This window comes from Pseudobutyrivibrio ruminis, from assembly GCF_015057245.1.
In the GTDB taxonomy this organism is placed as follows: domain Bacteria; phylum Bacillota; class Clostridia; order Lachnospirales; family Lachnospiraceae; genus Pseudobutyrivibrio; species Pseudobutyrivibrio ruminis_E.
Map to the genome: position 1 here is coordinate 1 of NZ_SVET01000024.1, position 19,431 is coordinate 19,431.

Below are 19,431 nucleotides of genomic sequence, written 5' to 3' on the forward strand. Positions count from 1 at the left end.
TTTTCAAAGTATCTATTTTATCTAAAATAAAAAAACTAAGACTTTGAAAAATAGGGCCTTGCCCTAACAATAAAAAAAACCAGGACTAATGTCCTGGTTTAAAAAGCAAATATATATTATACAAGCTCAAGAACTACTTCCATAGCTGCATCGCCCTTACGTGGTCCGATCTTAACGATACGTGTGTAACCACCCTTGCGGTCAACATACTTTGGAGCAATCTCATCAAATACAAAGTTAGCCATATCAACCTTGTGTGTCTCGCTCTTCTTAGCACCCTTAGCTGTAGGTGTGTAAAGAACCTGCATCATCTGACGACGAGCGTGAAGTCTTGAAGGAGAATCCTTCTTAATCTTCTTATCAACTGTATCGTATACAGTTACCTTCTTGCCATCAACAACTTCCTTTACTCTCTTACCATCTTTGTCCTTGCGTGCTACCTTAGCCTGAACTGTAACTTCTTCGAAGTTATCCTTTTCCTTAACACCAAGAGTAATGATGTGCTCAGCAATCTTCTTTACTTCCTTAGCCTTAGCTTCAGTTGTAACGATCTTGCCGTGATAAAGAAGCTCTGTTACCTGGTTTCTTAAAAGAGCTTTTCTCTGTGATGATGTTCTGCTTAATTTTCTGTACTTTGCCATTTCTTTTCTCCTTATAACTGGCGTTACAGGTGCTCATCGGTCTTACCCCGTAACTTGATTAATGGAAAGGCATGCGCGACAGTGCTCATCGGTCTTATCCGTCACGTATTATTTCCTGTTACTATATGCTCTCGAACTAGTCCTCTACCATTCTAAGTGAAAGGCCAAGCTCGCTAAGCTTCTGCTCTACTTCTTCCATTGACTTGCGACCAAGGTTACGAACCTTCATCATGTCATCTGGTGACTTGTCGCAAAGCTCTGCTACTGTGTTGATACCAGCTCTCTTTAAGCAGTTGTATGAACGAACTGAAAGCTCAAGCTCATCAATGCTCATTTCAAGAGTCTTACCTGTTGTATCATCAGGCTTATCAGCGATAACGCTAAGATCCTGAGCAGCATCTGAAAGGTTAACAAAAAGATTTAAATGCTCGCTGAGTACCTTTGCAGCCATAGAAACGGCTTCATCAGGACCCATTGTACCATTTGTATATACATCAAGTGTAAGCTTGTCATAATCTGTAACCTGGCCTACACGAGTGTCCTCAACTGTCATATTTACACGCTCTACTGGTGTGTAAATTGAGTCAACTGCAATCTTACCGATTGGAGTATCTGGAGTTTTGTTCTTATCTGCAGAGATATATCCACGATTCTTTGTAATTGTAAGCTCCATGTAAAGCTTGCAATCATTACCACCATTAAGATGTGCAATAACAAGATCAGGATTGATAATCTCGATATCAGAGTCAACCTGGATATCAGCAGCTGTAACAACTCCCTCTCCCTCGAACTCAATATATGCTGTTTTTGGCTCATCTGAAGAGCTATTATTTCTAATAGCAAGCTCCTTGATGTTCATTACGATTTCAGTAACATCCTCTTTTACACCTGGAATGGCACTGAACTCATGAAGAACGCCTTCAATCTTTATCTGGCTAACTGCAGCTCCTGGCAGAGACGAAAGCATAATTCTGCGAAGTGAATTACCAAGTGTTATACCATAACCTCTCTCAAGGGGTTCAACAACGAATCTGCCGTATTTTTTGTCCTCAGAAATCTCTACGATTTCAATATTTGGGTTTTCAAAATTTAACACTACATTGCCTCCTTATTTCATAAATTATGAAACTTAATGTACTAGACTCTAAAAAAGGAATATTTAATAAATATTCCATCAGATTACTTATTGCCACATAGTAAAATTGTAACAAATCGCACTTATACAAGCAAGCTTGTATAAGTGCTTTTTGTAAACATTTACTAATAATTATTATTTTGAATATAACTCGACGATAAGCATCTCGTCTACTGGTACATCAATCTGCTCTCTATTAGGAAGCTCTTTAACTGTACCCTTAAGGTTCTCAGCATCAACATCAACCCACTCTGGAGTTGTTCTACCAGCTGTAACCTCTGCGATATCCTTAAATCTCTGAAGGCTCTTTGACTTCTCGCGAACTTCGATAACATCGCCTGCCTTTACAAGATATGAAGGAACATTTACTGGCTTGCCGTTTACAAGGAACATCTTGTGATCAACAACCTGACGAGCTTCTTTTCTTGTACGAGCAAATCCCATACGGAATACTACGTTATCAAGACGGCTCTCAAGCATTGTCATAAGGTTTTCACCTGTCATACCCTTCTGACGGTCAGCCTTCTCATAATAATTACGGAAAGGCTTCTCAAGTACGCCATAAATGAACTTAGCCTTCTGCTTCTCCTGAAGCTGAAGAGCGTACTCAGACTTCTTGCCTCTTCCTCTATTCTTCTGTCTACGTGACTTTTTATCATATCCTAAAAATGTAGGATCTAAATCAAGAGATCTACATCTTTTAAGAACTGGTGTCTTATTAACTGCCATTAGATTTCCCTCCTAATTAGACTCTTCTACGCTTTGGTGGACGACATCCGTTATGTGGAACTGGAGTAACATCCTTGATTGTAAGAACCTGAACGCCGTTTGCATCGATTGCTCTGATTGCAGCTTCACGTCCTGAACCTGGTCCCTTTACGAATACATCTACACTCTTTAAACCGTGAACTAAAGCAGCCTTAACTGCTGTCTCTGCTGCCATCTGTGCAGCATAAGGAGTAGATTTCCTTGAACCTCTAAATCCTAGACCACCAGCACTTGCCCATGAAAGAGCGTTACCCTGAGCATCTGTAATAGTAACGATAGTATTATTGAAAGATGCCTGAACATGTACCTGTCCGTGTTCAACGTTTTTCTTTACACGCTTTTTTGTTGTCTTCTTTGCAACTTTAGCCATAATTAAACTAACCTACTTTCTTTCTATGAATATAATTACTTCTTCTTATTTGCTACTGTACGCTTTGGACCCTTACGAGTACGAGCGTTTGTCTTAGTCTTCTGTCCACGAACAGGAAGACCCTTTCTATGACGGATACCTCTGTAGCATCCGATTTCCTGAAGTCTCTTAATATCAAGAGCTACTTCTCTTCTAAGATCACCTTCTACAGTCATAGTTTCGTCAATAACTGTGCTAATCTTCTTAACTTCTTCGTCAGTTAAATCCTTAACACGTGTGCTAGGATCTACACCAGCTGCTTCAAGAATCTTGTTTGAGCTTACTCTACCGATTCCGTAAATGTAAGTTAAACCAATTTCAATTCTCTTGTCTCTTGGTAAATCTACACCTGCAATACGAGCCATGTGTGTTTACACCTCCATAAATATTTCTACAATTAATAAGCGATATAGACAATACAGCTCCGAATAATCGGCCTGAAATGTGTGTATTTCCATATCTTGTCCAATTTGGCCTCGGTATGATAGGCCTATTTATTATGAACAGCCTAAATTAGATACTCTTTAGACTGCAGCCGCACATAATAAAATGCTACATAAACTAATCAGAATTAACCCTGACGCTGCTTATGCTTTGGGTTCTCGCAAATAATACGAATGCTACCCTTTCTTTTGATGACCTTGCACTTCTCGCACATAGGCTTTACAGAAGATCTTACTTTCACGATTTTCCTCCTTTCCATGCCCTTTTATTCAAAGGTTGTGGTCAATCTATATTTGAACATCTTAAAAACGTCCGTTTAATAGTATACCGGGCGTTTTAATGTATGTCAACAAATTTTTAATTATTTTTACTTATCTCTCCAAATAATTCTTCCCTTAGAAAGATCATATGGACTCATTTCGATTGTAACCTTATCACCTGGTAAGATACGAATGTAATTCTGTCTTAACTTACCACTGATATGAGCAAGAATCTGATGACCGTTTTCAAGCTCTACCTTAAACATAGCGTTAGGAAGTTTTTCAACTACCACTCCCTCAACTTCAATAACATCTGCCTTAGACATCTTTGTTCCTCCTATTATAAACTTTAAGAATTCTTTTTATTGATACATCATCTAATGTTTCAATGTCTTTTACTTCTTCTAAAACATCAGACGGAATATTTTTTATTAGCTGTAAATGAATTTTCTTTTTCTTTTTAGGCTTGGCAACAAGTTTAGTTGTTCCATTTACAAGATAACAATACTCATCATCTTCTTTAAGAACTAAGTATATTTGTTTCTTATCATGACCAGCCTTAGATGTTGCAAGCATTAAATCCATTTATTTCCCTCCGGATTTGCAAGTTCTGTAGGTGTCAGTGTAAGAATTTCAGGAGCGCTGTCTGTAATTACAATTGTATTTTCATAATGAGCAGATAATGACTCATCCATTGTAACTACTGTCCATTCATCATCCATCCAAGCCACATCACAGCTACCAGCGTTTATCATTGGCTCTACAGCAAGTGTCATGCCTTTGATTAGTTTTGGACCTCTTCTAAATCTTCGTCTGAAGTTTGGAATTTCAGGTGCTTCATGAAGCGAAGTACCAATACCATGTCCAACCAAGTCTCTAACTACTCCGTATCCAAAGCTCTCTGCATAATCGCCAATTGCGCCTGATATATCATATAAATGATTACCAGCTGTAGCAAATTTCATACCTTGGAAGAAAGATTGACGTGTTCTTTCAATAAGAAGCCTTGCTTCTTCACTGATTTCTCCAACACCAACTGTACGAGCAGCGTCACTATGGTATCCTTTATAAAGAACTCCTGTATCCAAGCTAACAATATCTCCATTAACAAGGATATGGTCGTCAGTAGGAATTCCGTGAACAACTTCATCATTTACGGATACACACACACTTGCTGGATATCCATAAAGACCTTTGAAATTTGGCTCACAGCCATAGCTTCTAATTACTTCTTCACCCAATCGATCTACGTCTAATGTAGACATTCCTTCGTGAATTTCTTTAGCTAACGTTTCATGAACCTGTGCTAAAATCTTTCCAGCTTCACGCATCAATTGAATTTCTTCATCAGTTTTAATAGTTATAACTTCTGACATCTTAAGCTCCTAAAATAGCAGTGATATCCTCAAAAACCTTTTCCATAGGCTGAGTTCCATCAACAGACTTCAAAATGTCCTTACCCTTATAGTATTCAATAAGAGGCTGTGTCTGATCATGATAAACATCAAGTCTCTTCTTTACTGTCTCTGGCTTATCATCATCTCTTAATACTAACTGGCTACCACATGTATCGCATACGCCTTCCTTCTTAGGTGGAATAGAAACGATATGATATGTAGCACCACAATTTAAACAAGCTCTACGACCTGACATTCTATTGATAATATTCTCATCTGGAACATCTACGTCGATAGCATAATCCATTGACTGTCCAATTTTAGTAAGTGCAGCATCAAGTGCTTCTGCCTGAGGAATAGTTCTTGGGAATCCGTCTAATACAAATCCGTTCTTAGCATCATCCTGTGCAATGCGGTCCATGACAAGATCACAAGTAAGTTCATCTGGAACAAGCAAACCCTGATCCATGTATTCCTTCGCCTTTTTTCCAAGTTCAGTACCATTTTTAATGTTGGCACGGAATATATCACCTGTAGAAATGTGAGGAATTGAATACTTAGCAGCAATCTGCTTTGCCTGTGTTCCTTTGCCTGCACCAGGTGCACCTAACATAATAATCTTCATTCAACAAACCCTCCTGCTTAGATGTTTTGTAAAAAATTCTGTAAAAAACACCTTAAGAGATACGCGAAAATCACGTATCTCCCTCAGTGTCAAAATGACAATTAGTCATTTAAAAATCCTTTATAATTACGAACCATCATCTGAGATTCAACCTGCTTTAATGTTTCTACGATAACACCAACAATAATGATGATTGATGTACCACCAAATGAAACACTAGCGCCAACCAAACCATTAAAGACGATAGGAAGTAATGCTACGATTGAAAGACCAATTGCTCCAATGAAAATAACATGCTTTAAGATTGCTGTTAAATAATCTGAAGTAGGTTTTCCTGGTCGTATACCTGGAATAAATCCACCTGAACGCTTAAGGTTCTCTGCAATTTCCAAAGGATTGAAAGTAATCTCTGTATAGAAATATGCAAAACCGATAATAAGCAATACATAAACAAGTGCTCCAATTGTGTAAATCCAATTTGAAGGATTGAACCAATTAGACTGACTCATTCCACTTAAAATCTTGCCCCAAACACCGCTTGGCTGTTTGTTCAATAACTGAACAATCATAACAGGTGTCTGAAGTAATGACTGAGCGAAGATGACAGGGATAACACCTGCTGTGTTAACTCTCATAGGGATGATTGATGAATTGCCACCAACCTGTCTTCTTCCCTGAATCTTATTTGAATATTGTACTGGAATACGTCTCTCTGCGCTCTGGAGTATAACAACGAATACAACAAGAGCAATAATTATTGCAGCAATAATAACTGCAGCTAACACTGCCTTTGGAATCGTTTTTCCAGCCATAAACTGCTCATAGAGCTTTGTTAAATCAGAAGGAATACGGCTAATGATATTAATAGTAAGAACTATTGAAATACCATTACCAATACCCTTTTCTGTAATTCTCTCACCAATCCACATAAGTACTGCAGATCCAGCTGTAAGTGCTACAACAACAAGTACATAGTTGAGGAATGGAACTGAGTATGTTACAAGATAACCACTTCTTCCAAAACCAACTGCCATTGCGATAGACTCACCAAGTGCCAAGGCGATTGTAAGATAACGCGTAATCTGTGTCATCTTCTTTCTACCTTGTTCACCATCACGCTGCATTTCTTCTAACTTAGGAAATGCAATTGTAAGCAACTGCATAATGATAGAAGATGTAATGTATGGAGTGATGTTCAATGCGAAAACTGACATTGATGAGAATGAACCACCAGTGATTGAATCAAAAAAGTTCAATGCACTATCACTATCCGCGAAGAGACTGCTAAAGGCATTGCCATTGATGCCAGGCACTGGAAGCAAGCTTCCAAGCCTAACAACAATAAGCATTAAAAATGTAAAACCAATTCGTCTTCTTAAATCTTTAATTTTAAAAGCATCGCGTAGTGTCTGAAACATTAAATCACCTCTGCAGTTCCGCCCAAGGCTTCAATCTTCTCCTTTGCGCTAGCACTAAATGCGTTTGCCTGAACGTTGAGCTTCTTTGTAAGCTCACCACCGCCAAGAATCTTAACGCCATCGCGAGGGTTCTTGATGATACCGCTCTCAACGAGTGTATCAACTGTTACAGTAGCACCATTATCAAATCTCTCTAAATAAGAAACATTGATACCAACGATTTCCTTTGTATTTCTATTCTTGAAACCACGCTTAGGAAGACGTCTGTATAAAGGCATCTGTCCACCTTCGAATCCAAGTCTAATGCTTCCGCCTGAACGAGCCTTCTGTCCCTTATGACCCTTACCAGCAGTCTTGCCATTACCTGAACCGTGACCACGGCCTCTTCTGAAATTATCACTATGCTTTGAGCCTTCTGCTGGCTGTAAGTTAGATAAATCCATTATGGCACCTCCTTCTATTAAATTTCTTCAACTTTTACTAAGTGATTGACCATTCTAAGCATTCCTCGAACGCTGTCGTTGTCAGGAAGCTCAACAGTCTTGTTGACCTTTCTAAGGCCAAGTGCTTCTACAGTCTTCTTGTTCTTTGGAACAGCACCGATTGTAGACTTTACGAGTGTTACTCTTAACTTCTTCTCTGCCATTTACCTTTCCTCCTTAAGCAAGAATGTCTTCAACTTTCTTGCCACGAGCCTTTGCTACTTCCTCAGGTGACTTAAGAGACTTAAGTCCTTCGATTGTAGCAAGAACAACGTTCTGCTTATTTGATGATCCAAGTGACTTTGTACGGATATTTCCGATACCTGCAAGCTCACATACGGCACGAGCTGGACCACCAGCGATGATACCAGTACCTTCTGGTGCCTTCTTAAGAAGTACAGAAGCGCCTGTGTGCTTACCCTGAATGTCGTGTGTAATACTATGGTTGTCATCAAGCTTAACTGTGATAAGCTTCTTCATAGCATCTTCCTTACCCTTGCGGATAGCTTCTGGAATTTCAGCTGCCTTGCCAAGTCCAGCGCCAACGTGTCCGTTCTTATCGCCTACTACAACAAGAGCTGTGAAACGCATGTTACGTCCACCCTTAACAACCTTTGTTACACGCTTAATTTCTACAACCTGCTCAGTTAACTCTAACTGGCTAGCGTCAATGATTTCACGTTTCATGTGTTCTCCTCCTAGAATTCTAATCCAGCTTCTCTAGCTGCATCTGCTAAAGCTGCAACCTTGCCGGCATAAATGTAACCACCTCTGTCGAATACGACTTCCTTGATTCCCTTTTCCTGTGCCTTCTTAGCAATAACTGTACCGAGCTTTGTAGCTGCTTCTACGTTATTTGTCTTTGCAAGATCTGCCTTAACGTCTGCGTCAAGAGTAGATGCTGAAACAAGTGTATTTCCGCATGTATCATCAATAACCTGAACATACATGTGATTGTTGCTTCTGAACACTGCTAAACGTGGTCTTTCTGCAGTACCGGCTAGAGTGTTACGAAGTCTTCTATGCTTTGTCTGGCGAATTACTGATTTAGATTTCTTACTTACCATTTTACATTCACTCCTTTACTATTTCTTACCGGTCTTACCGACTTTACGTCTAATAACTTCATCAGCGTACTTAATACCCTTACCCTTATATGGCTCAGGTCTTCTCTTATCTCTGATGTTGGCAGCGTACTGACCAACCTTTTCCTTGTCGATACCCTTGATGATAATTTTATTTCCGTCAACTGTTGACTCGATACCCTCTGGATCTTCCATCTCTACTGGGTGTGAGTAACCAAGGTTAAGAGTAAGCTTCTTACCAGCCTTAGATGCTCTGTAACCTACACCGTTAACTTCAAGAGTCTTCTCATAGCCTGTTGTAACACCAACAACCATGTTGTTGATAAGTGTTCTTGTAAGACCATGTAAAGACTTCATTTTCTTTAAATCATTAGGTCTAGTAACAACAACTTCTGCACCCTCAAGCTTAATATCCATCTCTGATGGAAGTGTTCTCTCAAGAGTACCCTTAGGACCTTTTACAGTCACATGATTATTTTCTGCAATCTCAACTGTAACACCAGCTGGAACTGCGATTGGCATTCTTCCTATACGTGACATGCCCGTACCTCCTTAAATTTACTGTATGTCCGGCTTCTGTAACCGGGTTATACTTTAGGTAATTAGTTACTTGTTTGGATATGATTACCAAACATATGCAAGAACTTCGCCACCAACCTGAAGCTTACGAGCTTCCTTATCTGTGATGATGCCCTTGTTTGTTGAAAGGATAGCGATACCAAGTCCACCTAAAACGTATGGGATATCGTCCTTACCAGCATAAATACGAAGACCTGGCTTAGAAATTCTCTTAATACCAGAAATAATCTTCTCGTTCTTGTTTGCACCGTACTTTAATGTAACACGGATATCCTTGAAGTTACCATTATCAACGATGTCGTACTTTGTGATAAATCCTTCATCTACAAGAATGTCTGCAATTGCAACCTTCATCTTTGATGCAGGAACATCTACTGTATCATGTTTTGCAGTATTTGCATTACGGATTCTTGTAAGCATATCTGCTATTGGATCACTCATTGTCATGATGCAATTTCCTCCTAATTATCAATCTGTGCTCGTTATCTTACCATGAAGCTTTCTTTACGCCAGGGATCTGTCCCTTGTAAGCTAACTCACGGAAACATACTCTACAAATACCATACTTTCTAAGGTATGCATGTGGACGACCGCAGATTTTGCAACGACTGTACTCTTGTGTAGAGAACTTTGCTGTGCGCTGCTGCTTTACTTTCATTGACTTCTTTGCCATAACTTTCCTCCTATGCTTCCTTAGCGAAAGGCATATTGAATAAACGAAGTAATTCTCTAGCCTCTTCATCTGTCTTAGCTGTAGTTACGAAGATAATGTCCATACCACGAGTCTTGTCAATCTTATCGTACTCAATCTCAGGGAAGATGATCTGCTCCTTGATACCAAGTGCATAATTTCCTCTACCATCGAATGAATTAGGATTAACACCTCTGAAGTCACGAACACGTGGGAGTGCAAGATTGATAAGACGATCTGCGAACTCATACATCTTCTCTCCACGAAGTGTAGTCTTACAGCCAATTGCCATACCTTCACGAATCTTGAAGTTAGCAACTGAATTCTTTGCCTTTGTTGTAACAGCTTTCTGGCCTGTAATCATTTCCATATCCTTGACTGCAGACTCAAGAAGCTTAGCATTGTCCTTTGCTTCGCCAACACCCATGTTGACAACGATCTTTTCGATCTTAGGAACTTCCATAATATTCTTGTATCCAAACTTCTCAACCATTGCTGGTACGATTTCATTAAGATACTGATCTTTTAATCTACTCAACGAACTGTTCTCCTTTCTTCAATTAGTCAATAACCTCGCCGGTCTTCTTTGCGAAACGGACTTTTTTGTCTCCGTCCATCTTGAAACCAACACGTGTAGGCTGACCGTTATGAAGTAACATAACATTTGAAGCATCGATAGGAGCTTCCTGCTCGATGATACCACCTGCCTGGTTGGCCATGCTAGGCTTAACATGACGCTTTACCATGTTAACACCTTCAACTGTAACGGTGTTATTCTTCTTATCTACTGCGATAACCTTACCTTCGTTGTTTACATCGCCACCTGCGATTACACGAACAGTATCGCCTTTTTTAATTTTCATAGTTGCCATTCTACTCTTCCTCCTACAATACTTCTGGAGCGAGAGAAACAATCTTCATGAACTGCTTCTCACGAAGCTCTCTAGCTACAGGTCCAAAAATACGAGTTCCTCTTGGAGTCTTGTCATCTTTAATGATGACTGCAGCATTTTCATCAAACTTGATATAAGAACCATCTTTACGACGGGCACCTTTAACTGAACGAACAACTACTGCCTTAACAACGTCACCCTTCTTTACAACGCCACCTGGTGTTGCATCTTTAACGGTAGCAGTAATTACGTCGCCAATATTGGCATATCTTCTTGTAGATCCACCCATAACACGGATAACAAGGATTTCCTTTGCTCCTGTATTATCGGCTACCTTTAATCTACTTTCCTGTTGTACCATTATAGTAGCCTCCTTTAATTATTTTGCTCTCTCGATAACTTCAACAAGTCTCCATCTCTTATCTTTAGAAAGTGGTCTTGTCTCCATTACCTTTACTGTATCTCCGATGTGAGCGTCGCCGTTCTCATCGTGAGCCTTAAGCTTATATGTCTTCTTAACGATCTTGTTGTAAAGTGGATGCTTTACATTGTCACGGATTGCAACAACGATTGTCTTATCCATCTTGTCGCTTACAACAACACCTGTACGTGTTTTTCTTAAGTTTCTTTCCACGTCTTTGATCTCCTTTCAAATAGTTAAGATTCTAATCAATTATGCGTTCTTCTCAGCTTCTGTGATAACAGTCTGAATACGAGCGATGTTACGACGAACCTCACGGATTCTTGCTGTATTGTCTAACTGATTTGTAGCATTCTGGAATCTTAAGTTGAAAAGTTCTTTCTTAGCTTCTACGAGCTGAGCATTAAGCTCTGCTACTGAAGTGTTCTTTAAATCTTCTACGTACTTTGTATTCTTCATTATGCTTCACCGCCTTCTAAATCCTCACGGGAAACTATCTTGCACTTGCAAGGAAGTTTATGTGTAGCGAGACGAAGTGCTTCTCTAGCAACTTCCTCAGATACTCCTGAGATCTCGAATAATACACGGCCCGGCTTAACAACAGCTACCCAATATTCAAGTGTTCCCTTACCTGAACCCATTCGAGTTTCAGCAGGTTTTGCAGTAACTGGCTTGTCTGGGAAAATCTTAATCCAAACCTTACCACCACGCTTAATGTAACGTGTCATAGCGATACGAGCTGCTTCGATCTGGTTTGACTTGATCCAAGCTGGCTCTGTTGCAACGATACCATACTCACCGTAAGATATCTTATTTCCTCTTGAAGCTTTTCCAGCCATGTTCCCACGGAACTGCTTTCTATGCTTCGCTCTCTTTGGCATTAACATATTATTGAGCTCCTCCTTCCACATTCTTTCTCTTTGGAAGTACTTCACCCTTATAGATCCAAACCTTTACGCCAACCTTACCATAAGTAGTGTCAGCCTCAGCGAATCCATAATCGATATCAGCACGAAGTGTCTGAAGTGGAATAGTACCTTCATTGTAAGACTCTGAACGAGCCATATCAGCACCACCAAGACGTCCTGAACAGCTTGTCTTGATACCCTTGATACCAGTCTTCATAGCGCGACCCATGCAAGACTTCATTGCTCTACGGAATGATACACGGTTCTCAAGCTGGCCAGCGATGTTCTCAGCAACGAGCTGTGCATCACGATCTGGTCTCTTGATTTCCTTGATATCAACAACAAGCTTATCGCTTGTCTGCTTCTGGAGCTCAGTCTTAATCTTGTCGATTTCAGCGCCGCCCTTACCGATAACAACGCCTGGCTTTGCTGTATAAACAGTAACCTTTACTCTACCAGCAGCGCGCTCGATTTCAATCTTAGAAACGCCTGCAGCGTAAAGCTTCTTCTTAAGAAATTTTCTGATATTATAGTCTTCAACTAAGTAGTCTGAGAAGTTCTCGCCCTCAGCGTACCACTTAGAATCCCAGTCCTTAATAACACCGACTCTTAAGCCATGAGGATTAACTTTCTGTCCCATGTTTTGCCTCCTTAATTTTTCTGATCAAGCACGATTGTGAGGTGGCTCATTCTCTTTTCGATTCTGTAAGCTCTACCCTGTGCTCTTGGTCTGATTCTCTTCATTGTAGGTCCCTTGTTTGCATAGCACTCAGCTACTACGAGGTCCTTACGATCTAAGCCGTTATTGTTCTCAGCGTTTGCAATAGCAGACTTAAGTAATTTTTCTATAACGCTTGAAGCGTATCTTGGATTGTACATTACGATAGCAAGTGCTGTATCAACATCCTTACCACGAATGGCATCAAGTACGAAACAAGCCTTCTGAACTGACATTCTAGCATAAGATAACTTTGCTGAAGGTCTTGTATCCTTTACATCGTTTCTCTCACGTTTAATTTGAGATCTATGTCCCTTAGCCATGATAAAAACTCCTTTCTGTTAATTAGCGTACCTTTGACTTCTTTTCGTCTTTGCCATGACCTCTGTAGGTTCTAGTAGCAACGAATTCACCAAGCTTGTGTCCAACCATGTCTTCTGTAACATATACTGGAACATGCTTTCTACCGTCATGTACTGCAATTGTATGTCCAACCATCTGTGGGAAGATTGTAGAACGACGTGACCATGTCTTGATAACTGACTTGTCGCCGCTTGCGTTCATAGCATCAACCTTCTTTAATAAGCTTGCATCAGCAAATGGTCCTTTTTTTAATGAACGTGCCATGTGTATCCTCCTTACTTGATTGCTCTACCATCGCGTCTTCTTACGATGAGCTTGTTAGACTGCTTGTGCTTCTTTCTTGTCTTGAGACCAAGAGCTGGCTTGCCCCAAGGTGTGCATGGACCTGGACGTCCGATAGGAGCGCGGCCCTCACCACCACCATGTGGATGGTCATTAGGGTTCATAACAGAACCACGAACTGTAGGTCTGATACCCATGTGTCTCTTACGACCAGCTTTACCGATCTTAACAAGGTTGTGATCACCGTTACCGATTACACCGATTGATGCACGGCAGTTAAGAGGTACCATTCTCATTTCGCCTGAAGGAAGACGAAGTGTAGCGTACTTACCTTCTTTAGCCATGAGCTGAGCTGAGTTACCAGCTGAACGAACAAGCTGTCCGCCACGTCCTGGATAAAGCTCGATATTGTGAATAAGTGTACCAACTGGAATCTTCTCGAGTGGTAAGCAGTTACCAACTCTAACTTCAGCGTCAGCACCGTTCATAACTGTCATGCCGTCTGTAAGACCAGCTGGAGCAAGGATGTAAGCCTTCTCGCCGTCTGCGTAGCAGATAAGAGCGATGTTAGCTGTTCTGTTTGGATCGTACTCGATACCAATAACCTTTGCAGGAATTCCATCCTTATTTCTCTTGAAATCAATAAGTCTATATTTCTGTCTGTTACCGCCACCGTGATGTCTAACGGTAATCTTACCCTGATTGTTACGACCAGCGTGCTTCTTTAATGAAACAACAAGTGACTTCTCTGGAGATGTCTTTGTGATCTCAGCGAAATCTGAACCAGTCATATTTCTTCTAGAAGGTGTATATGGGTTATATGTCTTAATTCCCATTTTGTTTCTCCTTTCGTTTACTCGTTTATTATCGCGCTCGACTGCGCATAAAATTAATTAACTCTTGCCTTAAGCTATATCTTAAAGACCTGAGAAAATCTCGATATCTTTGCTATCAGCTGTAAGCTGAACGATAGCTTTCTTTGTCTTTGCTGTCTTACCGAATGTCATTCCACGTCTCTTTGTCTTGCCATCAGCGTTCATTGTGTTAACTGAAGCAACCTTTACTCCGTCGAACATCTTCTCAACAGCTTCCTTAATCATTGTCTTGTTAGCTTCTGGATGAACTAAGAATGTGTACTTCTTCTCAGCCATAGCGTTCATTGACTTTTCTGTGATTACAGGTTTAAGGATTACGTCATAATACTGTACATTTGCCATTATGCATATACCTCCTGAATCTGATCTACAGCAGCCTTTGTTACAACTACTGTGTTGTACTTAAGGATGTCATAAACGTTGATTGTGTTTGTAAGAGCTGTCTTAACTGTAGGAATGTTCTTTGCAGACATAACTACGTTCTTGTCATTTGTATCAAGAACAACAAGTGCCTTCTCAACGTTAAGGTTTGTTAATACCTTTGCAAAATCCTTTGTCTTAATAGCGTCAAACTTAAGCTCGTCAACAACGATGAACTTGTTCTCGTTAACTGCAGAAGTGAGTACAGACTTAAGAGCTGCTCTCTTCTCCTTCTTGTTGAGCTTAAATGAATAATCTCTTGGTGTTGGAGCGAATACTACGCCACCACCTGTCCACTGTGGAGATCTTGTAGAACCCTGTCTTGCATGACCTGTTCCCTTCTGTCTCCAAGGTTTTCTACCACCACCAGAAACCTCAGAACGAGTCTTAGCCTTCTGTGTTCCCTGACGGTTATTTGCAAGCTGCTGGACAACTGCCATGTGAACTAAGTGCTCATTAATCTCAACTGCGAAGATGCTGTCGTTAAGATCCATGGTGCCAACTTCTTTGCCTTCCATATTATATACGGATACTTTAGCCATCGCTAAGTTCCTCCTTTCCTATCGTAAGATTACTTTCCTGCTTTAACTGACTCTTTAATTGTTACAAGAGACTTCTTAGGTCCTGGAACAGCACCCTTTACTAAAAGCAGATTATTTTCAACATCAACACGTACAATCTCAAGGTTCTGGATTGTTACTTTGTTTCCGCCCATCTGACCTGGCATACCCTTGCCCTTGAATACACGGCTAGGTGAAGAACAAGCACCATTTGAACCCTGGTGTCTGTGGAACTTAGAACCGTGAGCCATAGGGCCTCTGTGCTGGCCTAATCTCTTGATAGCGCCCTGGAATCCCTTACCCTTTGAAGTAGCTGTTGCATCAACCTTGTCGCCAGCTTCAAAGATATCAGCCTTGATTTCCTGAGCAAGTGCATAATCTGCACAATTATCAAATCTGAACTCTCTAACAAATCTCTTTGGCTCAACACCAGCCTTATCGAAGTGACCCTTCTCTGGCTTGTTTACGCCATTGCGATGAATAATTTCTTTGCGTCCGTTTGCATCCTTATTAACAAGCTTTACTTTCTTGTCAACAAAGCCAACCTGAACAGCATCGTAACCATCATTTTCTACTGTCTTAATCTGTGTAACAACACATGGACCTGCAGAAAGTACAGTTACAGGAATAAGCTCGCCGCCTTCATTGAAGACCTGAGTCATTCCGACCTTTGTAGCTAAAATAGCTTTCTTCATGTTTTCTTACCTCCATTTTCTACAGCGGAACGCTTCTTGCCCAAAACTATGGGGTAGCGGAACCGTTCATCCTAGAACAGTGTCATATAAGTGGAATAAGATAATGACGCTCGCCATTATAATTCGCCATGCGAATGAGGCTCGCGGATGTTCATGATTTTAAGTTAAAATCATGAAAAAGCTTATTACTTCTATATAAAACCATCTTGGATGTTTTCTTAATTAAATGAACTCAACTACTTGTTCTTGATGCTGATCTCAACACCTGCAGGCATCTCTAACTTTGAAAGAGCCTCAACAGTCTTCTGTGTTGGGTCGATGACATCAATCAATCTCTTATGAGTTCTCTGCTCGAACTGCTCACGAGAGTCTTTGTACTTATGTACAGCTCTAAGAATTGTAACAACTTCCTTCTTTGTTGGAAGAGGTACTGGACCACTAACCTGTGCTCCGTTCTTCTTAACAGTCTCGATGATTTTCTTGGCAGATGAATCTACTAACTCATGATCATAAGCCTTGAGTGTGATTCTCATAACTTGATTTGCCATAAAAAAAGTCTCCTCCTTTTTCGTTTTTCTAATTTCTGAAAAATCGAACAAGTGGCGACTGTACACTTACCCGTGTGTATCATGGTTTAAAACTCAAAGTTCGAACCAAGTTCTCACACGTCGTCTCCGCAAATGCGGACGGTTTTCTGTTGTACAGTGACTTGTCGTCAGTTTCCTAACTTGACATTCGCTCCACGGAAAACCAACCTCAGCAAGCTGGGTTGCAACCTCACGCTTCATAGCTATCATGTCACAGCAAGTAATAATATACACGAGAAATGGGAAGTCTGCAATAAAAAGAAGAAAAATATTGTTTTTTATTTAGTACAATCCTGTTTTCTACTAAATATTGTGTTTTTTATACAGTGTTTGCACTATTAGACATTGAACATTGACAATCTTCAAGTATAATATTCAAGGTATAAGAAATTATTACCTATAATATAGGAAGTAATTATTATTGTAAATAATATACTTAATATAGAAAGGATTGTTACTTCCATAAGTAACTTGGTGAAATATGAATACAGCATCAAATTGGAAAGATTACGAAATAATCGATTGCTCTTCGGGTGAGAAGCTTGAACGTTGGGGCGACTATATTCTACTTAGACCAGACCCACAAGTCATTTGGAACACCCCAAAGAAATCATCTTATTATAAGAAGTTAAACGCACATTATCATCGTTCAAATAAGGGTGGTGGCGAATGGGAATTTTTTGATTTACCAGAACAGTGGACCATCAGCTATCCCATTTGCGGACATGATTTAAAATTCAATCTCAAGCCTTTCGCTTTCAAGCACACAGGTCTTTTCCCGGAGCAAGCTGTTAACTGGGATTGGTTTTCTTCTATTATAAATAAGGAAGTAACTGAAAAGAAACGTCCTGTTAAAGTCCTTAATCTTTTTGCATATACAGGAGGTGCAACTCTTGCTGCCGCAGCAGCCGGTGCCCAGGTAACTCACGTTGATGCATCAAAGGGCATGGTACAGTGGGCAAAGGAAAATGCTGCCTCATCTGGTCTTTCTGAAGCTCCAATCAGATGGCTTGTAGATGATTGCCGTAAGTTTGTAGAACGCGAAATTCGTCGTGGCAACAAATACGACGGAATCATCATGGATCCACCTTCATACGGAAGAGGATCAAAGAACGAGATTTGGAAAATTGAAGATGATATTTTCCCATTCATACAGCTTTGCGAGCAAATCCTTTCAGATGACGCTCTTTTCTTCTTAGTAAACTCTTACACAACAGGTTTACAGCCAGCTGTATTAAATTATATGATAAGCACAGCTTTATTGGATAAACATCCAGGGGAGGTTAACGCTGACGAAATTGGTCTTCCAGTTACAGAATCAGGATTAGTATTACCATGCGGAGCCAGCGGACGTTGGGTTAGAAAATAACATATTATAATATAGAAGGAACTCAATTATATGACTGAAACAAACGTTATTAATCCTCTTGGTGTACAGCCAGTAGGAAAGCTACTAAAAAAATTTGCTATCCCTAGTATAATAGCCATGCTTGTAGGTTCTCTTTACAACATGGTTGATCAATTATTCATCGGAAACTTTGTAGGACCACTTGGTAACGGTGCCACAAATATCCAGTTTCCACTTTCAATTTTAAACGTATCGATTGCACTTTTGTGCGGCATTGGTGCTGCTTCAACATTTAACTTGGCGATGGGCCGCGGCGAAACAGAAAAGGCCGGCCATTACATTGGTAATGCTGTAACTGTAATGTTAATAGGCGGTTTAATCCTGACAGTTATAACCGAGCTTTTCCTTGAGCCAATTTTGTTGGCATGTGGAGCAACAGAAAACATTCTCCCATACGCAATGGAATATTCAAAAATATGTGCGCTTGGATTTCCATTCTTTATCTTATCAGGTGGCGGAAGTCATCTTGTACGAGCTGATGGCAGCCCAAATATGACTATGGCAATCAACCTCGTAGGTGCTATCGTAAATACGATACTTGATTATTTATTCGTAGCAGTCTTCGGATGGGGAATGTCAGGTGCAGCTATTGCAACAATCATCGGGCAATATATCGCTGGATTTATGGTTTTATTCTATTTGACTAGATTCAAAACAGTAAAACTTAACAAGGAACATTTCGTTCCACAGCTTTCAATTATCATAGCAATTGCCTCTTTAGGTACAGCTCCATTTATTAATCAAATCGCTATGATGCTTGTACAAATTGTGATGAATCATATAATGGGTCACTATGGAGCTCAATCTATTTATGGTTCAGATATTCCTATTACTTGCGCCGGCATTATTTCAAAAGTTAATGGTATATGCTTCTCTTTTGTAATCGGTATTTCTCAAGGCTTACAGCCAATCATTAGTTTCAACTATGGTGCTAAAAACTACCAGAGAGTAAAAGATGCTTATCACCTTGCCATTAAATTAGCTGCAATCATTACAACAATAAGTTGGTTATGTTTCCAGCTTTTCCCTCGCCAAATAGTTTCAATTTTTGGTTCAGGTTCAGAGTTGTATTTTGATTTCTGTACTAGGTATTTCAGAATATTCTTATTTGGTATTTGTACTGCATTCTTGCAGCCTCTTACTTCCAATTTCTTTACAGCAATTGGAAAACCTTACAAAGGAATTTTCATGTCACTCACAAGGCAAGTATTATTCCTTACACCATTAATTATTCTTTTACCATTTTTCTTTGGTTTTGATGGTGTTTTATATGCCGGACCAGTTGCAGATGTACTTTCGTTTACAATCTGTTTCATACTTATTCGACGAGAATTCTCACGTCCAGAATTCAAAAACATTTAATAAAA

Annotated in this window: 34 protein-coding genes; 2 read left to right on the plus strand and 32 right to left on the minus strand. The window is 40.0% G+C overall.

The window, feature by feature from the left end:
• Positions 1-116 precede the first annotated feature (116 nt).
• The 32 genes from E7274_RS13430 to rpsJ all read right to left on the minus strand — a co-directional run bounded on the left by E7274_RS13430 (position 117) and on the right by rpsJ (position 16,617).
• Complete coding sequence (locus E7274_RS13430; protein WP_033153100.1) at positions 117-641, minus strand: bL17 family ribosomal protein; 525 nt, start codon at positions 639-641, stop codon at positions 117-119.
• 136 nt (positions 642-777) lie between these two features.
• Entirely contained in the window at positions 778-1,737 is a 960-nt protein-coding gene (locus tag E7274_RS13435; RefSeq protein ID WP_033153098.1) for a DNA-directed RNA polymerase subunit alpha, read from the minus strand.
• Between the two features lie 174 nt (positions 1,738-1,911).
• Positions 1,912-2,505 (minus strand): 30S ribosomal protein S4, encoded by a 594-nt coding sequence (gene rpsD, locus E7274_RS13440; protein WP_033153092.1) that lies wholly within the window; start codon positions 2,503-2,505, stop codon positions 1,912-1,914.
• 16 nt (positions 2,506-2,521) lie between these two features.
• Positions 2,522-2,914 (minus strand): 30S ribosomal protein S11, encoded by a 393-nt coding sequence (rpsK, locus tag E7274_RS13445; protein WP_015548335.1) that lies wholly within the window; start codon positions 2,912-2,914, stop codon positions 2,522-2,524.
• A 35-nt stretch (positions 2,915-2,949) separates the two neighbouring features.
• Complete coding sequence (gene rpsM / locus E7274_RS13450; RefSeq protein WP_044938667.1) at positions 2,950-3,318, minus strand: 30S ribosomal protein S13; 369 nt, start codon at positions 3,316-3,318, stop codon at positions 2,950-2,952.
• A gap of 206 nt (positions 3,319-3,524) precedes the next feature.
• The gene (gene rpmJ / locus E7274_RS13455) at positions 3,525-3,638 is read right to left on the minus strand and encodes a 50S ribosomal protein L36 (RefSeq protein ID WP_004604068.1); all 114 of its coding nucleotides are present in this window, start codon (positions 3,636-3,638) and stop codon (positions 3,525-3,527) included.
• A gap of 126 nt (positions 3,639-3,764) precedes the next feature.
• Positions 3,765-3,983 carry a translation initiation factor IF-1 gene (gene infA, locus E7274_RS13460; protein ID WP_015548337.1) on the minus strand — a complete coding sequence of 73 codons (219 nt, stop codon included), beginning with the start codon at positions 3,981-3,983 and terminating at the stop codon, positions 3,765-3,767.
• Positions 3,976-4,242 carry a hypothetical protein gene (locus E7274_RS13465; RefSeq protein WP_044938672.1) on the minus strand — a complete coding sequence of 89 codons (267 nt, stop codon included), beginning with the start codon at positions 4,240-4,242 and terminating at the stop codon, positions 3,976-3,978. The genes infA and E7274_RS13465 overlap by 8 nt, the downstream gene beginning before the upstream one ends.
• Positions 4,233-5,033, minus strand: a complete 801-nt coding sequence (gene map, locus E7274_RS13470) for a type I methionyl aminopeptidase (protein WP_304176598.1) — start codon at positions 5,031-5,033, stop codon at positions 4,233-4,235. Before map ends, E7274_RS13465 begins: the two co-directional genes overlap by 10 nt.
• 1 nt (position 5,034) lies before the next feature.
• Positions 5,035-5,679 (minus strand): adenylate kinase, encoded by a 645-nt coding sequence (locus E7274_RS13475; RefSeq protein WP_033153087.1) that lies wholly within the window; start codon positions 5,677-5,679, stop codon positions 5,035-5,037.
• A 101-nt stretch (positions 5,680-5,780) separates the two neighbouring features.
• Positions 5,781-7,097 (minus strand): preprotein translocase subunit SecY, encoded by a 1,317-nt coding sequence (gene secY / locus E7274_RS13480; RefSeq protein ID WP_033153086.1) that lies wholly within the window; start codon positions 7,095-7,097, stop codon positions 5,781-5,783.
• Positions 7,097-7,540, minus strand: a complete 444-nt coding sequence (rplO, locus tag E7274_RS13485; RefSeq protein WP_033153085.1) for a 50S ribosomal protein L15 — start codon at positions 7,538-7,540, stop codon at positions 7,097-7,099. The genes secY and rplO overlap by 1 nt, the downstream gene beginning before the upstream one ends.
• A 17-nt stretch (positions 7,541-7,557) precedes the next feature.
• Positions 7,558-7,743 carry a 50S ribosomal protein L30 gene (gene rpmD / locus E7274_RS13490; protein ID WP_015548343.1) on the minus strand — a complete coding sequence of 62 codons (186 nt, stop codon included), beginning with the start codon at positions 7,741-7,743 and terminating at the stop codon, positions 7,558-7,560.
• A 13-nt stretch (positions 7,744-7,756) separates the two neighbouring features.
• Positions 7,757-8,266, minus strand: a complete 510-nt coding sequence (rpsE, locus tag E7274_RS13495; RefSeq protein ID WP_033153084.1) for a 30S ribosomal protein S5 — start codon at positions 8,264-8,266, stop codon at positions 7,757-7,759.
• Between the two features lie 11 nt (positions 8,267-8,277).
• On the minus strand, positions 8,278-8,646 hold the full coding sequence (gene rplR, locus E7274_RS13500; RefSeq protein WP_044938681.1) for a 50S ribosomal protein L18: 369 nt from the start codon (positions 8,644-8,646) through the stop codon (positions 8,278-8,280).
• 18 nt (positions 8,647-8,664) lie between these two features.
• Positions 8,665-9,204, minus strand: coding sequence for a 50S ribosomal protein L6 (gene rplF / locus E7274_RS13505; RefSeq protein ID WP_033153082.1), 540 nt, complete (start codon positions 9,202-9,204; stop codon positions 8,665-8,667).
• An 84-nt stretch (positions 9,205-9,288) separates the two neighbouring features.
• On the minus strand, positions 9,289-9,690 hold the full coding sequence (gene rpsH / locus E7274_RS13510; RefSeq protein WP_028234420.1) for a 30S ribosomal protein S8: 402 nt from the start codon (positions 9,688-9,690) through the stop codon (positions 9,289-9,291).
• Between the two features lie 40 nt (positions 9,691-9,730).
• Positions 9,731-9,916 (minus strand): type Z 30S ribosomal protein S14, encoded by a 186-nt coding sequence (locus tag E7274_RS13515; protein ID WP_028234421.1) that lies wholly within the window; start codon positions 9,914-9,916, stop codon positions 9,731-9,733.
• Between the two features lie 10 nt (positions 9,917-9,926).
• Positions 9,927-10,472: a 50S ribosomal protein L5 gene (rplE, locus tag E7274_RS13520; RefSeq protein WP_033153076.1), complete on the minus strand. Its 546-nt coding sequence runs from the start codon at positions 10,470-10,472 to the stop codon at positions 9,927-9,929.
• Between the two features lie 22 nt (positions 10,473-10,494).
• A complete protein-coding gene (gene rplX / locus E7274_RS13525) occupies positions 10,495-10,806 on the minus strand; it encodes a 50S ribosomal protein L24 (RefSeq protein WP_015548349.1) in 312 nt (103 codons plus the stop codon).
• 13 nt (positions 10,807-10,819) lie between these two features.
• The gene (rplN, locus tag E7274_RS13530; RefSeq protein WP_015548350.1) at positions 10,820-11,188 is read right to left on the minus strand and encodes a 50S ribosomal protein L14; all 369 of its coding nucleotides are present in this window, start codon (positions 11,186-11,188) and stop codon (positions 10,820-10,822) included.
• 18 nt (positions 11,189-11,206) lie between these two features.
• Positions 11,207-11,461, minus strand: coding sequence for a 30S ribosomal protein S17 (gene rpsQ / locus E7274_RS13535; protein WP_028234423.1), 255 nt, complete (start codon positions 11,459-11,461; stop codon positions 11,207-11,209).
• Positions 11,462-11,500: 39 nt separating this feature from the next.
• Positions 11,501-11,707: a 50S ribosomal protein L29 gene (rpmC, locus tag E7274_RS13540; RefSeq protein ID WP_015548351.1), complete on the minus strand. Its 207-nt coding sequence runs from the start codon at positions 11,705-11,707 to the stop codon at positions 11,501-11,503.
• On the minus strand, positions 11,707-12,135 hold the full coding sequence (rplP, locus tag E7274_RS13545) for a 50S ribosomal protein L16 (RefSeq protein WP_033153074.1): 429 nt from the start codon (positions 12,133-12,135) through the stop codon (positions 11,707-11,709). The genes rpmC and rplP overlap by 1 nt, the downstream gene beginning before the upstream one ends.
• Before the next feature lies 1 nt (position 12,136).
• Entirely contained in the window at positions 12,137-12,796 is a 660-nt protein-coding gene (gene rpsC / locus E7274_RS13550; RefSeq protein WP_044938686.1) for a 30S ribosomal protein S3, read from the minus strand.
• An 11-nt stretch (positions 12,797-12,807) separates the two neighbouring features.
• Positions 12,808-13,197, minus strand: a complete 390-nt coding sequence (gene rplV, locus E7274_RS13555; protein ID WP_015548354.1) for a 50S ribosomal protein L22 — start codon at positions 13,195-13,197, stop codon at positions 12,808-12,810.
• Positions 13,198-13,219: 22 nt separating this feature from the next.
• Positions 13,220-13,501: a 30S ribosomal protein S19 gene (gene rpsS / locus E7274_RS13560; protein ID WP_028234427.1), complete on the minus strand. Its 282-nt coding sequence runs from the start codon at positions 13,499-13,501 to the stop codon at positions 13,220-13,222.
• 11 nt (positions 13,502-13,512) lie between these two features.
• The gene (gene rplB, locus E7274_RS13565) at positions 13,513-14,355 is read right to left on the minus strand and encodes a 50S ribosomal protein L2 (protein ID WP_044938688.1); all 843 of its coding nucleotides are present in this window, start codon (positions 14,353-14,355) and stop codon (positions 13,513-13,515) included.
• Positions 14,356-14,436: 81 nt separating this feature from the next.
• Complete coding sequence (rplW, locus tag E7274_RS13570) at positions 14,437-14,736, minus strand: 50S ribosomal protein L23 (protein ID WP_015548357.1); 300 nt, start codon at positions 14,734-14,736, stop codon at positions 14,437-14,439.
• Complete coding sequence (rplD, locus tag E7274_RS13575; protein ID WP_033153066.1) at positions 14,736-15,356, minus strand: 50S ribosomal protein L4; 621 nt, start codon at positions 15,354-15,356, stop codon at positions 14,736-14,738. Before rplD ends, rplW begins: the two co-directional genes overlap by 1 nt.
• A 29-nt stretch (positions 15,357-15,385) precedes the next feature.
• Positions 15,386-16,069 (minus strand): 50S ribosomal protein L3, encoded by a 684-nt coding sequence (gene rplC / locus E7274_RS13580; RefSeq protein ID WP_033153065.1) that lies wholly within the window; start codon positions 16,067-16,069, stop codon positions 15,386-15,388.
• Positions 16,070-16,305: 236 nt separating this feature from the next.
• Entirely contained in the window at positions 16,306-16,617 is a 312-nt protein-coding gene (gene rpsJ / locus E7274_RS13585; RefSeq protein WP_015548360.1) for a 30S ribosomal protein S10, read from the minus strand.
• Positions 16,618-17,137: 520 nt separating this feature from the next.
• Between rpsJ and E7274_RS13590 the strand changes: the two genes are divergently transcribed.
• Positions 17,138-18,025, plus strand: a complete 888-nt coding sequence (locus E7274_RS13590) for a class I SAM-dependent methyltransferase (protein ID WP_033153063.1) — start codon at positions 17,138-17,140, stop codon at positions 18,023-18,025.
• 30 nt (positions 18,026-18,055) lie between these two features.
• The gene (locus E7274_RS13595) at positions 18,056-19,426 is read left to right on the plus strand and encodes an MATE family efflux transporter (protein WP_304176600.1); all 1,371 of its coding nucleotides are present in this window, start codon (positions 18,056-18,058) and stop codon (positions 19,424-19,426) included.
• Positions 19,427-19,431 lie beyond the last annotated feature (5 nt).